Source organism: Pseudomonas sp. Z003-0.4C(8344-21), assembly GCF_900104975.1.
GTDB classification, from domain to species: domain Bacteria; phylum Pseudomonadota; class Gammaproteobacteria; order Pseudomonadales; family Pseudomonadaceae; genus Aquipseudomonas; species Aquipseudomonas granadensis.
Genome location: NZ_LT629756.1, coordinates 5791229 through 5805052, shown reverse-complemented (window position 1 = coordinate 5805052; position 13824 = coordinate 5791229). Strand labels below are relative to the sequence as shown.

At 61.7% G+C, this 13824-nt stretch carries 12 protein-coding genes and 1 riboswitch; of the genes, 10 read left to right on the top strand and 2 right to left on the bottom strand.

What is annotated here, in order from left to right:
* Nucleotides 1-4: 4 nt before the first annotated feature.
* Nucleotides 5-1279: a lipid IV(A) 3-deoxy-D-manno-octulosonic acid transferase gene (waaA, locus tag BLU24_RS26110; protein ID WP_093105486.1), complete on the top strand. Its 1275-nt coding sequence runs from the start codon at nucleotides 5-7 to the stop codon at nucleotides 1277-1279.
* 53 nt (nucleotides 1280-1332) lie between these two features.
* Here the strand turns inward: waaA and BLU24_RS26105 are convergent, their stop codons facing one another.
* A complete protein-coding gene (locus BLU24_RS26105; RefSeq protein WP_093105483.1) occupies nucleotides 1333-2766 on the bottom strand; it encodes a TolC family outer membrane protein in 1434 nt (477 codons plus the stop codon).
* A gap of 206 nt (nucleotides 2767-2972) precedes the next feature.
* Nucleotides 2973-3078: riboswitch (TPP riboswitch) on the top strand.
* A 147-nt stretch (nucleotides 3079-3225) separates the two neighbouring features.
* On the opposite strand from BLU24_RS26105, the gene thiC reads away from it, so the two are divergent.
* Both thiC and cytX read left to right on the top strand, forming a co-directional pair.
* On the top strand, nucleotides 3226-5115 hold the full coding sequence (thiC, locus tag BLU24_RS26100; RefSeq protein WP_093105478.1) for a phosphomethylpyrimidine synthase ThiC: 1890 nt from the start codon (nucleotides 3226-3228) through the stop codon (nucleotides 5113-5115).
* Between the two features lie 105 nt (nucleotides 5116-5220).
* On the top strand, nucleotides 5221-6513 hold the full coding sequence (gene cytX / locus BLU24_RS26095) for a putative hydroxymethylpyrimidine transporter CytX (protein ID WP_093105475.1): 1293 nt from the start codon (nucleotides 5221-5223) through the stop codon (nucleotides 6511-6513).
* On the opposite strand, the gene BLU24_RS26090 is transcribed toward cytX, so the two are convergent.
* Nucleotides 6482-7228 (bottom strand): RsiV family protein, encoded by a 747-nt coding sequence (locus tag BLU24_RS26090; RefSeq protein WP_090280681.1) that lies wholly within the window; start codon nucleotides 7226-7228, stop codon nucleotides 6482-6484. The genes cytX and BLU24_RS26090 overlap by 32 nt on opposite strands.
* 229 nt (nucleotides 7229-7457) lie before the next feature.
* Here BLU24_RS26090 and BLU24_RS26085 point away from each other — a divergent pair, with 229 nt between their 5' ends.
* The 7 genes from BLU24_RS26085 (at nucleotide 7458) to BLU24_RS26055 (ending at nucleotide 13822) form a co-directional block, all read left to right on the top strand.
* Nucleotides 7458-8075 carry an NUDIX domain-containing protein gene (locus BLU24_RS26085; protein WP_093105471.1) on the top strand — a complete coding sequence of 206 codons (618 nt, stop codon included), beginning with the start codon at nucleotides 7458-7460 and terminating at the stop codon, nucleotides 8073-8075.
* The gene (locus BLU24_RS26080) at nucleotides 8066-8518 is read left to right on the top strand and encodes a DUF1249 domain-containing protein (RefSeq protein ID WP_090280686.1); all 453 of its coding nucleotides are present in this window, start codon (nucleotides 8066-8068) and stop codon (nucleotides 8516-8518) included. Before BLU24_RS26085 ends, BLU24_RS26080 begins: the two co-directional genes overlap by 10 nt.
* A 100-nt stretch (nucleotides 8519-8618) precedes the next feature.
* Nucleotides 8619-9434 (top strand): 3',5'-cyclic-AMP phosphodiesterase, encoded by an 816-nt coding sequence (gene cpdA / locus BLU24_RS26075; protein WP_090280690.1) that lies wholly within the window; start codon nucleotides 8619-8621, stop codon nucleotides 9432-9434.
* Between the two features lie 320 nt (nucleotides 9435-9754).
* Nucleotides 9755-10363 carry a YqiA/YcfP family alpha/beta fold hydrolase gene (locus tag BLU24_RS26070; RefSeq protein WP_093105468.1) on the top strand — a complete coding sequence of 203 codons (609 nt, stop codon included), beginning with the start codon at nucleotides 9755-9757 and terminating at the stop codon, nucleotides 10361-10363.
* 41 nt (nucleotides 10364-10404) lie between these two features.
* On the top strand, nucleotides 10405-12312 hold the full coding sequence (gene parE, locus BLU24_RS26065) for a DNA topoisomerase IV subunit B (protein WP_093105463.1): 1908 nt from the start codon (nucleotides 10405-10407) through the stop codon (nucleotides 12310-12312).
* Nucleotides 12312-13301: an esterase-like activity of phytase family protein gene (locus tag BLU24_RS26060; RefSeq protein ID WP_093105459.1), complete on the top strand. Its 990-nt coding sequence runs from the start codon at nucleotides 12312-12314 to the stop codon at nucleotides 13299-13301. The genes parE and BLU24_RS26060 overlap by 1 nt, the downstream gene beginning before the upstream one ends.
* Nucleotides 13298-13822 carry a retropepsin-like aspartic protease family protein gene (locus BLU24_RS26055; RefSeq protein ID WP_093105455.1) on the top strand — a complete coding sequence of 175 codons (525 nt, stop codon included), beginning with the start codon at nucleotides 13298-13300 and terminating at the stop codon, nucleotides 13820-13822. Before BLU24_RS26060 ends, BLU24_RS26055 begins: the two co-directional genes overlap by 4 nt.
* The last annotated feature ends 2 nt before the right edge of the window (nucleotides 13823-13824 follow it).

The window sequence follows — 13824 nt, the reverse complement described above, 5'->3', positions numbered from 1 at the left end:
CGCCATGAATAGAACTCTCTACACCGCGCTGTTTTACCTGGGGCTGCCATTGGTGGCGATTCGGCTGTGGCTGCGCGCGCGCAAGGCGCCGGCGTATGCCAAGCGGATTGGCGAACGTTTCTCCTGCAACATGCCGACACTGCAGCCCGGCGGCATTTGGGTTCACGCCGTGTCGGTGGGCGAAAGCATTGCCGCCGCGCCAATGATCCGCGCCTTGCTGCAGCGTTATCCGCAGTTGCCGATCACCGTGACCTGCATGACCGCGACCGGTTCGGAGCGGATTCAGGCCTTGTTCGCCAATGAGCCGCGCATCCAGCATTGCTATCTGCCGTACGACCTGCCGTGCGCGGCGGCGCGCTTTCTGGATCGCGTCCAGCCAAAACTTGCGGTGATCATGGAAACCGAGTTGTGGCCCAATCATATTCACCAATGTGCCAAGCGCGGGATACCGGTGGCGTTGGCCAACGGACGCTTGTCCGAGCGCTCTGCCAAAGGCTACGGCCGCTTCAGCAAACTGACCGCGCCGATGCTCGCCGAAATGAGTTTGTTTGCGGTGCAGACCGAAGCCGAGGCCCAGCGTTTTCGCGATCTGGGCGCGCGGCCGGAAACCGTCGAAGTCACCGGTTCGATCAAGTTCGACCTGACCATCGATCCGCAATTGCTGCAACGCGCCGCCGAATTGCGTAGCCAGTGGCAGGCGCAGGATCGTCCAGTGTGGATCGCCGCCAGCACCCACGAAGGCGAAGACGCAGTGGTGCTCGACGCCCATCGTCGCCTGTTGGCCAATCATCCGGATGCATTGTTGATTCTGGTGCCACGCCACCCCGAACGTTTCAATTCGGTGTTCGACCTGTGTCAGCGCGAAGGTTTCGCCACGGTACGCCGTTCGACCGGCGCCCATGTCGATGCGCAGACCTCGGTACTGCTCGGCGACACCATGGGCGAGCTGCTGTTTCTCTACGCCCTGGCCGACAGCGCCTTCGTCGGCGGCAGTCTGGTGGCCAACGGCGGGCACAATCTGCTCGAGCCGGCAGCGCTGGCGAAACCGGTCATCAGCGGCCCGCACCTGTTCAACTTCCTCGACATCGCCGCGCAACTGCGCGAAGCCGGGGCGCTGGCCGAAGTGGACGATGCTGAGGGGTTGGCGGTCGAAGTGCAGCGTTTGTTCGAATTGCCGCGCGATGCGCAGCGCATGGCCGAGGCCGGGCTGGCGGTGATGCGTCGCAATCAGGGTGCGTTGCAGCGGCTGCTGGAAGGGTTGGACAGGCTGATCAAATAAGCGGGGCGTAAAAAAAGATCGTCCGGGGCATGCCTCGGACGATCTTTTTTCATTCAAGGCCGGGCTTTCAATTGCGCCTCGGCCGCCGACGCCAGATCCGGCGGGAGGAAATCCTTGTCCGGGTTGTAGTCGGCTTTGAGATAGCGCCGCAGGTCTTGCAGGTCCCCCGGGTTCAACGTGCCCGCCGCCTGTTTCAGACGCAGATTGTCGAGGATGTAGTCGTAGCGGGTGTTGTTGTAGTTGCGCACCGAGGTGTACAGCTGACGCTGGGCGTCGAGCACGTCGACGATGTTGCGCGTGCCGACCTGATAACCGATTTCCGTGGCTTCCACCGCGCTCTGGTTGGAGATGATCGACTGGCGGCGCGCCTGCACCTGCTCGACGTCGGTATTCACCGCGCGGTGCAGGTTGCGCGTGTTTTCCACCACCTGACGGCGCAGCGATTCGCGCTGCTGCTCGCTCTGATCGAGTTGTGCGTAGGACTGACGCACTTGCGAACTGGTCAGCCCGCCGCTGTAGATCGGAATGCTCAGTTGCAGGCCCAGGGTGCTCTGTTCGACGTTGCCGCCATAAGGCGCACCGAAGGAGTTCGGGTTGGCAAAGCCCAGCGCGTCGTTATCGCCTTTTTCGTATTTGGCCACGGCATCGAGGGTCGGCAAGTGCCCGGCCTTACGCTGCTTGAGGGTTTGTTCGGCGGAGCTGACCGCGTAGTTGCTGGCGAGCAGATTGAGGTTCTGCCGCGCTGCGGTGTCGACCCAGGATTTTGCGTCGTTCGGCGCCGGCGGCAGAATCGGCAGCGTGTGGACGATGCCCTGAATCGAGTTGTACTGGCGGTTGGTCAGGGTGATCAACGCTTCGAACGCATCATCGACCTGGCGCTGCGCGACGATGCGGTTGGCCCGCGCGGTGTCGTAACTGGCTTGCGATTGCAGCACGTCGGTCTTGTCTGACAGGCCGACATCGAAGCGCTCGTTGGACTGGTCAAGCTGACGCTTGAACGCGGCTTCTTCAGCCTTGGTCGAGGCGAGGTTGTCCTGGCTGCGCAGCACATTGAAATAGCTTTCGGCGGTTTGCAGGATCAGGTTCTGCTCGGTCGCCGAGAGTTGCAGGGCGGCCTGTTCATTGACGTCCTTGGCGGCCTGATACTGGAACCAGCGATCGGCGCGGAACAGCGGCTGGGCGAGGGTCGCCTGATACGAATGAGCGCTGCGATTGGCAATCGCCGAAGGCTGGTCGATCGAGGTGCGCACGTCGGCGACTTCGGCGCCACCGGACAGATTCGGCAGCAAGCCGGCGCGGGCCTGTGGCACCACTTCTTTTTGCGCGCCGTACTGGGCGCGGGCGGCGGCCAGATCGGCATTGTTGTCGACCGCTTCCTGATAGACGCTGACCAGATCGGTTTTGGTCGACAAGGGCGCTTCGGCTGCCCAGGCCATTGCGTTGGACGCACAAGACACGGCCATAGCCAGTGAAAGTTTGCGCAGCATGAGGCGATCCCTAGCATTAATATTATGGAAATAATCCGGGCGCCAAAGGTAAGGCGCGGCCTGCACAGCGTCAAGGCGGGGCAGGGCAAGGCGAGTGTAGTTGCGCAAACGCATCACAACAATCGGCCGAGCCCCTGTATTTATGCCATTGATCATGGCGTTTGCCGCGGTGTTGGCGTTCTTTGCCAGTTGTGTCTAGACTGGCCGGGTTCTTGTCGGGGTGCCTTGCTATGAGGCTGAGATCGAATAATTTCGGATCCCGTTGAACCTGATCAGGTTAGCGCCTGCGTAGGGAACAAGATTTCTCGTCACCCGGCGAGTCCTCTTGTGCTTCGTCCGGGAAATTGTTCGACAATCGAACGCCCCCATGACGAATGCACAGCACCGGTTCTGGTGCGTCCGTGCCTCTCAGGTTCTGCTCCGACAATCCACTGCTGGATGCTGTCTGGAGAGCCCGTGATGACGACAAAAGAAAAAAACGCGATCAACCTCAGTGACTCGGCCAAGGTCGATGAGCAATCGGTCAAGCCGTTCACCCGTTCGCAAAAAGTCTACGTTCAGGGCTCGCGCCCGGACATCCGCGTGCCGATGCGCGAAATCAGCCTGGACGTGACCCCGACCGACTTCGGCGGCGAAATCAACGCGCCGGTCACCGTCTACGACACCTCCGGTCCCTACACCGATCCGAACGTGGTCATCGATGTGCGCAAAGGCTTGGGCGATGTGCGTTCGGCGTGGATCGACGACCGTGGCGACACCGAGCGTCTGCCCGGCCTGAGTTCGAACTTCGGTCAGCAGCGTCTGGCCGATGCCGAGCTGACCAAGCTGCGTTTCGCTCACGTCAACAACCCGCGCCGGGCCAAGGGCGGGGCCAACGTCAGCCAGATGCACTACGCGCGCAAAGGCATTATCACCGCCGAGATGGAATACGTCGCCATCCGCGAAAACATGAAGCTGCAAGAGGCCCGCGCGGCTGGCCTGCTCAAGCAGCAACACGCCGGCCACAGCTTCGGCGCGAGCATCCCGAAAGAAATCACCCCTGAGTTCGTCCGCGAAGAAATCGCCCGCGGCCGCGCAATCATTCCGGCCAACATCAACCACGTCGAACTGGAACCGATGATCATCGGCCGTAACTTTTTGGTGAAGATCAACGGCAACATCGGCAACAGTGCGCTGGGCTCGTCGATCGAAGAAGAAGTGGCGAAACTGACCTGGGGCATTCGCTGGGGCTCGGACACGGTGATGGACTTGTCCACCGGCAAGCACATTCACGAAACCCGCGAGTGGATCATCCGCAACTCGCCGGTGCCGATCGGTACCGTGCCGATCTATCAGGCGCTGGAAAAGGTCAATGGCGTCGCTGAAGACCTGACCTGGGAGTTGTTCCGCGACACGCTGATCGAGCAGGCCGAGCAGGGCGTCGACTACTTCACCATCCATGCCGGCGTACTGCTGCGTTATGTGCCGCTGACTGCCAAGCGCGTGACCGGCATCGTTTCCCGTGGCGGATCGATCATGGCCAAGTGGTGCCTGGCGCACCACAAAGAGAACTTCCTCTACACGCACTTCGACGAAATCTGCGAAATCATGAAGGCCTACGACGTCAGCTTCTCGCTGGGCGATGGCCTGCGTCCGGGCTCGATTGCCGACGCCAACGACGAAGCGCAATTCGGCGAACTGGAAACCCTCGGCGAGCTGACCAAGATCGCCTGGAAGCACGACGTGCAATGCATGATCGAAGGCCCGGGCCACGTGCCGATGCAGTTGATCAAAGAGAACATGGACAAGCAGCTCGAGTGCTGCGACGAGGCGCCGTTCTATACCCTCGGCCCGCTGACCACCGACATCGCCCCGGGTTACGACCACATCACCTCGGGCATCGGTGCAGCGATGATTGGCTGGTTCGGTTGCGCGATGCTCTGCTATGTGACGCCGAAGGAACACTTGGGCCTGCCGAACAAGGATGACGTGAAGACCGGGATCATCACTTACAAGATCGCCGCGCACGCTGCCGATCTCGCGAAAGGCCATCCGGGTGCGCAGATTCGCGACAATGCCTTGAGCAAGGCGCGTTTCGAATTCCGTTGGGAAGACCAGTTCAACCTTGGTCTGGACCCCGACACCGCTCGTTCGTACCACGATGAAACCTTGCCGAAGGACTCGGCCAAGGTCGCGCATTTCTGCTCGATGTGCGGGCCGAAATTCTGCTCGATGAAAATCACCCAGGAAGTCCGCGAATATGCGGCCAACCAGCGCATCGACGCAGTCGACGTGGACGTTGCCAAAGGCCTGGCGGAACAGGCCGAGCGGTTCAAGCAGGAAGGCAGTCAGCTTTATAAAAAAGTGTAAGCGGCAAGCTGCAAGCTGCAAGATAAAAGCAGTTGCGAAACCTGCTTTTTCTTGCAGCTTGTGGCTTGCAACTTGTAGCTATCACTACTGTGAGATTAACCCCCCTTGAGCATTCAACCCGGTACCTATTCTCCCGACCTCGCCGTACCCGCCGACAAGCGTGTCTTCGGCGGTCGCGATCTGTTTTCCCTGTGGTTTTCCCTCGGCATCGGCCTGATGGTCTTGCAGACCGGTGCCTTGCTCGCTCCCGGTCTGGGCCTGTCCGGCTCGCTGCTGGCGATCTTCCTCGGCACGCTGGTCGGCGTGCTGTTGCTGGCCGCTGTCGGCGTGATCGGCAGCGACACTGGCTTGTCGTCGATGGCTGCGCTGAAGCTCAGCCTCGGCAGCAAAGGTGCGAGCCTGCCGGCGCTGCTCAATCTGCTGCAACTGATCGGTTGGGGCTCGTTCGAAATCATCGTCATGCGCGACGCCGCCAGCCTGCTCGGCACCCGCGCGTTCAGCGAAGGTTCGCTGTGGGCCAATCCGATTCTGTGGACGCTGTTTTTCGGTGCGCTGGCGACCTTGCTGGCAGTGAGTGGACCGCTGACGTTTGTGCGGCAGATCCTGCGCAAGTGGGGCATCTGGCTGTTGCTCGCGGCCTGCCTTTGGCTGACCTGGAACCTCTTCGCCAAAGCCGATCTGGCTGCATTGTGGGCGCGCGCCGGCGACGGTTCGATGCCATTTGCCGTGGGCTTCGACATTGCTATCGCGATGCCGCTGTCGTGGCTGCCGCTGATCGCCGATTACTCGCGTTTCGGCAAACGCGCGAAGAACGTCTTCGGCGGCACCGCTGTGGGTTTCTTCATCGGCAACTTATGGCTGATGAGCCTCGGCGTTGCCTACACTCTGGCCTTCGCACCGAGCGGTGAAGTCAACGCGCTGCTGCTGGCACTGGCCGGTGCGGGGCTGGGCATTCCGCTGCTGCTGATCCTGCTGGATGAGTCGGAGAACGCTTTTGCCGACATTCATTCGGCCGCGGTATCGAGCGGGATTTTGTTACGCCTGAAAGTCGAGCATCTGGCGCTGGCCATCGGCGTGATCTGCACGCTGATCGCACTGCTGGCGCCGTTGGCGCAGTACCAGAATTTCCTCTTGCTGATCGGCTCGGTGTTTGCGCCGCTGTTCGGCGTGGTGCTGGTCGATCACTTCATCCTGCGCAAGCGCAGTGCCCAGGTGGCGTCAGCCGCGTTGCGCTGGCCGGCGTTGCTGGCGTGGCTGGGTGGCGTGAGCACTTACCACTTGCTGGCGAATCTGTATCCGGATGTCGGCGCGACCCTGCCGGCGCTGGTGCTGGCAGGGCTGTTGCAACTGGTGCTGGGCCGGGCCTTCAGTTACGGCCGGGAAACAGCTCAGGCTTGAGAATGCCGTTCAGGCGCGGATAAGGAATCTTCAGTTCGACGTGGCCCAGCGCGTAAGGCGCAATGGTGGTCACGTCGTACTTGAGGATCACGCCGCCGTAGGTCAGCGCCACGTTCGGCGTTTTCACGAACGGCCAGTTCGCCACGAATTCCGGCTCCTGATCGAGCTTGGTACTGATCAGCCAGCTGTTGTGCGCAACCTGCGCAGCTTTCCAGAAAGCCTCTTCCTGGCCCGGCAGCAGCATGTCGGACAGGTTCAGCACCTTGTGCTGCTGGCGCGAATAGTTGATGAAACCGCGACCCGGCGTGCCATGGGCACCGCCGGTGTCGAGGTAGCTCGACAGCTCGATGATCACCAAGCCGTCATGCTGCTCGCGTACTTTCGCTTGCAGGTAGCTGCTGTAGCGCGGGCCGGCGCTGGCCAGAAACTGATCGCGATAAGCCGCCAGTGTCGGCGCGACCGGGGCGTTCTTCTCGGTGCGGGTCATCTGCAGCAGGCGTTTTTCGATGATGCCGTCCAGTGCCGGCTCGTCCGGGAACCGCAACGTATCGATGTTCACCAGTGGGCATTCAGGGTTGGCGCAGCCGGGTTTGAGCTGTTCCGAGGCATCGCGTTTGGTTTCCAGCGGCGTACGGTAGTTGGGCTGGAACAGGCTGGCACAGGCGCCCAGAGTCAGGGCGATTGCGGCCACAGAGGCAATTTTGAAAAGCGACATGGGCGTCCTTTCGAAAGCAGGGGAAGGCAAAAAAGTTACCGCTTCGACTCTCAACGAAGCAGTCAGTTCGCCACTAAGCTAATTAGAGTGGGTTTCGCCGTCACCGTCCATCCCGCTGACGGTAAAGGGGCTGCATCAAACGGTGCGGGCGCGTTAGGATGGCGCGAAGTCGAGGTCGCCCGGTCACCCGGCGCAACCTCGTCATGGACTTGTAGTAGAGAGGATGCTCATGACCGATTTTGCCAATGCCATTCCGACCGCCGTCGATATCGTGCGGCGCGAAAAATGCTACGAGGGCTTCTACAAGCTTGATCGTGTGCACCTGCGCCATGAGCTGTTCGCCGGTGGCATGAGCCGCGAGATCAACCGGGAAATTTTTGTTCGCCACGACGCCGTGTGCGTGCTGCCCTACGATCCGCAGCGCGACGAAGTGGTGCTGATCGAGCAGTTTCGCGTCGGCGCCATGGGCAAGGCCGACAATCCGTGGCTGGTCGAACTGGTTGCCGGTCTGATCGACAAGGATGAACAACCGGAAGAAGTTGCTCACCGCGAAGCGCAGGAGGAAGCTGGTCTGGACATCAAGGCGCTGTGGCCGATGACCAAGTATTTCCCCTCGCCGGGTGGCAGCAACGAATTCGTGCATTTGTATCTGGGGCGTTGCAGCACCGAGGGTGTGGGCGGTCTGCATGGCCTGGAAGAAGAGGCAGAAGATATCCGCGTCACGGTCTGGGCTTTTGAAGATGCCTTGCAGGCCGTCCGTGACGGACGCATTGCCAATGCGGCGAGCATCATCGCCTTGCAGTGGCTGGCGCTGAACCGCGCCGAAGTGAGGGGGTTATGGTTGTAAACAAGTTGCGCGATCGTTATCGAGTCGACCTCGTGGGCCTGCAAGCCGCCTGCGAGGCCAACTACGCGCGCCTGATGCGCTTGCTGCCGGACATGCGCAGCGAGCCCGAAGCACGGCGCATCGCCGTGACCCAGGGCGAGCAGATGCTCGGCGTGCTCGCCCTCGAAGTACTGCAGACCTGCCCGTACACCACGACGTTGCAGGTGCGTCAGGAACACAGCCTGCCCTGGCTGCCGGTGCCGCAGCTGGAAGTGCAGGTCTATCACGACGCCCGCATGGCCGAAGTGGTCAGCGCCGAACATGCACGACGCTTTCGCGGCATCTATCCTTACCCGAATGCTTCGATGTACCAGCCGGATGAAAAGGCTCAGCTCAATCTGTTTTTGGGGGAGTGGCTGAGCCATTGCCTGGCGTTGGGGCATGAGTACGAAGTCGTACGCTAGTTGTGAACTGCGTCCGGTTCGCCGGTTTCCTCTTTGCCTGAACCCCCAGCATAATTGCGGCACCTGACCGATTCCGTGCTTTTGCCTTGGGAGAACGCCTTTGCCGAGCGTATCCACGTTGACCACCGCCGATCCGGCGCTGCTGGTGCAGTTGTCCGACAGCCATCTGTTCGCTGAAGCGGACGGTGCGCTGCTGGGCATGAAAACCCGCGAGAGCCTGCAACAGGTCATCGATCTGGTGCTGGGGCAGCAGCCGCAGATCGATCTGCTGCTGGCCACCGGCGATATTTCCCAGGACGGCACGCTGGAGTCGTATCAACAGTTTCGCCAGATGAGCGCGCAGATCGACGCGCCAGCGCGCTGGATTCCCGGCAACCACGATGAACCGGTGATCATGGCGCAGGCAGCGGTGCAAAGTACGCTGCTGGAGCCGGTGGTCGATATCGGCAACTGGCGGGTGACGCTGCTCGACTCAGCCGTGCCGGGATCGGTGCCGGGCTATCTGCAGGACGATCAATTGCAACTGCTGGCCCGCTCGCTGAGCGAAGCGCCGGAGCGCCATCATCTGGTGTGTTTCCACCATCATCCGGTGTCGATTGGCTGCGCGTGGATGGAACCGATCGGCTTGCGCAATCCCGAGGCGTTTTTCGAAGTGCTGGATCGCTTTCCGCAGGTGCGGGCGGTGTTGTGGGGGCATGTGCATCAGGAAATCGACCGCGAGCGCAATGGCGTGCGCTTGCTGGCCTCGCCCTCGACCTGCATCCAGTTCGAGCCGGGCAGTGTGGATTTCAAGGTCGGTGAGCAGGCGCCGGGGTATCGCTGGTTGCGGCTGTGGCCGGATGGGCGGCTGGAAACCGGGGTCGAAAGAGTTACCGACTTCAAGTTCACAGTCGACTACGGCTCCAACGGCTACTGAGCCGACAATCAAAAGCCCCTCATCGGAACGCCGCCCGCCCAGCCCTCCCGAAACGTCGGACCGCCCCGAGGGAGAGGGGGCCGACCGCGGCGTCTTTGGCTATGCATCGACCTGAAACAGCGGTGGCGATTATGGATTCACAGCAAAGCGTTCAGGTCGGTGTAGCTCTCGAATATCCCCCATTCAGTCCCCTCTCCCTCCGGGAGAGGGCTAGGGTGAGGGCGGCTCTTGCGGTCACACCAAATTATCGAGCCCACCCCCAATCCCGGCGCTTCTCCCTGTAAACTCCGCTATCTTTCGCCGACAGCCAGGGAGCTCAAATGTCCGGTTCGATCCTCTATATCCACGGTTTCAACAGCGCGCCGGCCTCGAAGAAGGCCTGTCAGCTGGTAACGGTGATGGAGCGGCTGGGTTTGAGCGAGCAACTGCGGGTGCCGGCCCTGCATCATCATCCGCGCGAAGCCATCGGTCAGTTGCAGCAAGCGATTGCCGAACTGGGCCGGCCGCTGCTGGTGGGAAGTTCGCTCGGCGGCTACTATGCGACTCACCTGGCCGAGCGCCATGGCCTGAAAGCCCTGCTCGTCAACCCGGCGGTCAGCCCGCACCGGATGTTCGACGGCTATCTGGGCCCGCAGAAAAACCTGTATACCGATGAAACCTGGGACCTGACCCACGACCACGTTATGGCGCTGGCCGAACTGGAAGTGCCAGCACCGCAGGATGCGCAGCGCTATCAGGTCTGGTTGCAAACCGGCGACGAAACGCTGGATTATCGCCTCGCCCAGCAGTATTACCGCGCCTGTGCCCTGCGTATCCAGGCCGGCGGCGATCACAGTTTCCAGGGCTTTGCCGGGCAATTGCCGGCATTGCTGAGTTTTGCCGGCATTGGCGCCGATATGTATCAGGCAATCGATTTCACCGCACTGTGAAGTCTTGCCCCTATTCAATGAATGACTGACGACGAGACCCTATGGCCACTCCCAGCGCTAGCTCTTATAACGCCGACGCCATCGAAGTCCTCTCGGGCCTCGACCCGGTGCGCAAACGCCCCGGCATGTACACCGACACCAGTCGGCCGAACCACCTCGCCCAGGAAGTCATCGACAACAGCGTCGACGAAGCCCTGGCCGGCCACGCCAGATCGGTGCAGGTCATCCTGCACGCCGACCACTCGCTGGAAGTCAGCGACGACGGCCGCGGCATGCCGGTCGACATCCACCCGGAAGAGGGCGTGTCAGGCGTCGAACTGATCCTGACCAAGCTGCACGCGGGCGGCAAGTTTTCCAACAAGAATTACCAGTTCTCCGGCGGTCTGCACGGGGTGGGTATTTCTGTGGTCAACGCGCTGTCGACCGAAGTGCGCGTGCGCGTCAAACGCGACGGCAATGAATACCAGATGACCTTCAAGGACGGCTTCAAGGCCTCCGAACTGGAAATCGTCGGCACCGTCGGCAAGCGCAATACCGGCACCAGCGTGTACTTCGCGCCGGACCCGAAATACTTCGATTCACCAAAGTTCTCCATCAGCCGCCTCAAGCATGTACTCAAGGCCAAGGCTGTGCTGTGCCCGGGACTGCTGGTCAGCTTCGAGGACAAAGGCACCGGCGAAAAAGTCGAATGGCATTACGAAGACGGCCTGCGCTCGTATCTGGTCGACGCGGTCAGCGAATTCGAACGTCTGCCCAACGAGCCGTTCTGCGGCGCATTCGCCGGTAATAAGGAAGCGGTCGACTGGGCGCTGTTGTGGCTCCCGGAAGGTGGCGACGCGGTGCAGGAAAGCTACGTCAACCTGATCCCGACGGCGCAGGGCGGCACCCACGTCAACGGTTTGCGTCAGGGCCTGCTCGATGCCATGCGCGAATTCTGCGAATTCCGCAGCCTGCTGCCGCGAGGCGTGAAGCTGGCGCCGGAAGACGTCTGGGAGCGCATCGCTTTTGTCCTGTCGATGAAAATGCAGGAACCGCAATTCTCCGGCCAGACCAAAGAGCGTTTGTCGTCGCGTGAAGCCGCGGCGTTCGTCTCCGGCGTGGTCAAGGACGCGTTCAGCCTGTGGCTCAACGCCAACCCGGAAACCGGTCTGGCCCTGGCTGAACTGGCGATCAACAACGCCGGCCGTCGCCTCAAGGCGAGCAAGAAAGTCGAGCGCAAGCGCGTCACCCAAGGCCCGGCGCTGCCCGGCAAACTGGCCGACTGCGCCGGGCAGGACCCGATGCGTTCCGAGCTGTTTCTGGTCGAAGGTGATTCCGCCGGCGGTTCCGCCAAGCAAGCGCGGGACAAGGAATTCCAGGCGATCCTGCCGTTGCGCGGCAAGATCCTCAACACCTGGGAAGTCGACGGCAGCGAAGTGCTCGCCAGCCAGGAAGTGCACAACATCGCCGTGGCCATTGGCGTCGATCCGGGTGCGGCGGACATGAGCCAGCTGCGCTACGGCAAGATCTGCATCCTCGCCGACGCCGACTCCGACGGTCTGCACATCGCCACGCTGCTTTGCGCGTTGTTCGTCCAGCACTTCCGCCCGCTGGTCGATGCCGGTCACGTCTACGTAGCGATGCCGCCGCTGTACCGCATCGACTTGGGCAAGGAAATCTACTACGCCCTCGACGAGGCCGAGCGCGACGGCATTCTCGATCGTCTGGTCGCCGAGAAGAAACGCGGCAAGCCACAGGTCACCCGATTCAAGGGTCTGGGTGAAATGAATCCGCCGCAACTGCGCGAAACCACCATGGACCCGAACACCCGGCGCCTGGTGCAATTGACGCTCGGCGAAGATTTCGCCGAGACCTCGGAAATGATGGACATGCTGCTGGCGAAAAAACGCGCCGGCGACCGTAAATCCTGGCTCGAATCCAAAGGCAACCTCGCCGAGGTGCTGGCCTGATGCGTTGTGGCTGGGCCCTGGCGTGTGCGTTGCTGCTGAGTGCGATGAGCGTGTCGGCCGAGCCGTTGCAGGAGCTGCGCGTGCTCTCCGAGCATGTCGTTGAGGGCATGCGCGGCGGCAATCTGTCGGGGCTGGCGATGTGCGGCGGTGCACTGTGGGCGGTGTCGGATCGCGATGACGATCAGATCTATCGACTCGATACCGGCGCTCAGGTCTGGCAGGCCGAAGCCAAGCGCATCGACGTGCCGCTGGTGCCGGATACCGGTTTGCCATGGGGATTGCGCTCGCGCAACTGGGCGGCGTCGTTCGTGCGCGGTGGCGATCTGGACTTTGAAGGCATCAGCTGCGACAGCGCGGGCAATCGCTATCTGGTCAGCGAAGGCCATGCGGCGGTTTTGCAGGTCCCCCTCATCGGCCCCGCGAACTGGCTGAAGATTTCACCGTTGATGGTTCGTGAAGCGCGGGCCAGCGGGATGTTGCTGCACTTCAACGCGATTTTCGAAGGTCTGGCGATCAACCCGGCAGGCGATCAGATGTGGCTGGCCGCCGAACGACAAAGCCGCGGCTTGCTGTTGATCAAGCGCCAGCAGACGGTGTGGGATTGCGAGGGTCGCTGCGTGCTGCTCAGCGAGGGCGGCAAAGAGATGCAGCCGCCGCAGTTTCCCCACGCCAGAGCGGTGAATCGCGACTTTTCCGACATCGCGTTGTTCAACGGCAAGCTGTTTACCCTTGAGCGCAACGCGTTCCAGATCTGTCGTCGCGATGCGCAGACCGCCAAGGTCGAACAGTGCTGGTCGTATGCCGCCGAACTCTTGCAGGCCAATCGCCGTTACTCGCAGAACTACGGGCTGGAGGAAGCGTTGATCATCGACGCCGATGGAGCCTGGGTAGGCGTCGACAATAATTTCGGACCGCGTGCCGACGGTGAGGTCCGCCCGATCGTCTGGCGTTTCGCCGCGCCTGATGGCGGCTGGGGTGCCCGGCCATGAGCCAGCAGCCACCGGGCAAACGCGCCGGGCGGGTGCTGATGGTGCTCGCCTGGTGCGCGGCGCTGTTTCTGGCCACGCGTTTTTTCGGCCAGTGGGAACAGCGCCAGCAGAATCCGAACATCGTCGTCACGTCGGAGCAGGGCGAAGGGTTTATCGAAGTGAAACTGGCGAGCAATGCTCAAGGGCATTTCGTCGCCAGCGGCCAGATCAACGGCGAACCAGTGGAGTTCATGCTCGACACCGGTGCGACCGATGTGTCGATCCCGGCGGATCTGGCCAAGCGTTTGAAACTGGAAGAAGGTTTCGGTGTGACCCTGAGCACGGCCAACGGCCTCAGCCAGGGCTACCGAACCAAAATTGCCCGCCTGCAACTGGGCGACATCGTTTTGCGCGACGTTCGCGCACTGGTGGCGCCGGGGCTGCATGGCGATCAGGTGCTGCTCGGCATGAGCGCCCTGAACAGACTTGAATTTACTCAGCGCGGTGGCACCATGCTGCTGCGCCAGACAACGAACCGATGAGG

What these genes read in the sequence shown, in the direction of transcription:
- waaA (WP_093105486.1), top strand. Translation starts at nt 5, where the DNA reads ATGAATAGAACTCTCTACACCGCGCTGTTTTACCTGGGGCTGCCATTG.
- BLU24_RS26105 (WP_093105483.1), bottom strand. Translation starts at nt 2,766, where the DNA reads ATGCTGCGCAAACTTTCACTGGCTATGGCCGTGTCTTGTGCGTCCAAC.
- thiC (WP_093105478.1), top strand. Translation starts at nt 3,226, where the DNA reads ATGACGACAAAAGAAAAAAACGCGATCAACCTCAGTGACTCGGCCAAG.
- BLU24_RS26090 (WP_090280681.1), bottom strand. Translation starts at nt 7,228, where the DNA reads ATGTCGCTTTTCAAAATTGCCTCTGTGGCCGCAATCGCCCTGACTCTG.
- BLU24_RS26085 (WP_093105471.1), top strand. Translation starts at nt 7,458, where the DNA reads ATGACCGATTTTGCCAATGCCATTCCGACCGCCGTCGATATCGTGCGG.
- BLU24_RS26080 (WP_090280686.1), top strand. Translation starts at nt 8,066, where the DNA reads ATGGTTGTAAACAAGTTGCGCGATCGTTATCGAGTCGACCTCGTGGGC.
- BLU24_RS26070 (WP_093105468.1), top strand. Translation starts at nt 9,755, where the DNA reads ATGTCCGGTTCGATCCTCTATATCCACGGTTTCAACAGCGCGCCGGCC.
- parE (WP_093105463.1), top strand. Translation starts at nt 10,405, where the DNA reads ATGGCCACTCCCAGCGCTAGCTCTTATAACGCCGACGCCATCGAAGTC.
- BLU24_RS26060 (WP_093105459.1), top strand. Translation starts at nt 12,312, where the DNA reads ATGCGTTGTGGCTGGGCCCTGGCGTGTGCGTTGCTGCTGAGTGCGATG.
- BLU24_RS26055 (WP_093105455.1), top strand. Translation starts at nt 13,298, where the DNA reads ATGAGCCAGCAGCCACCGGGCAAACGCGCCGGGCGGGTGCTGATGGTG.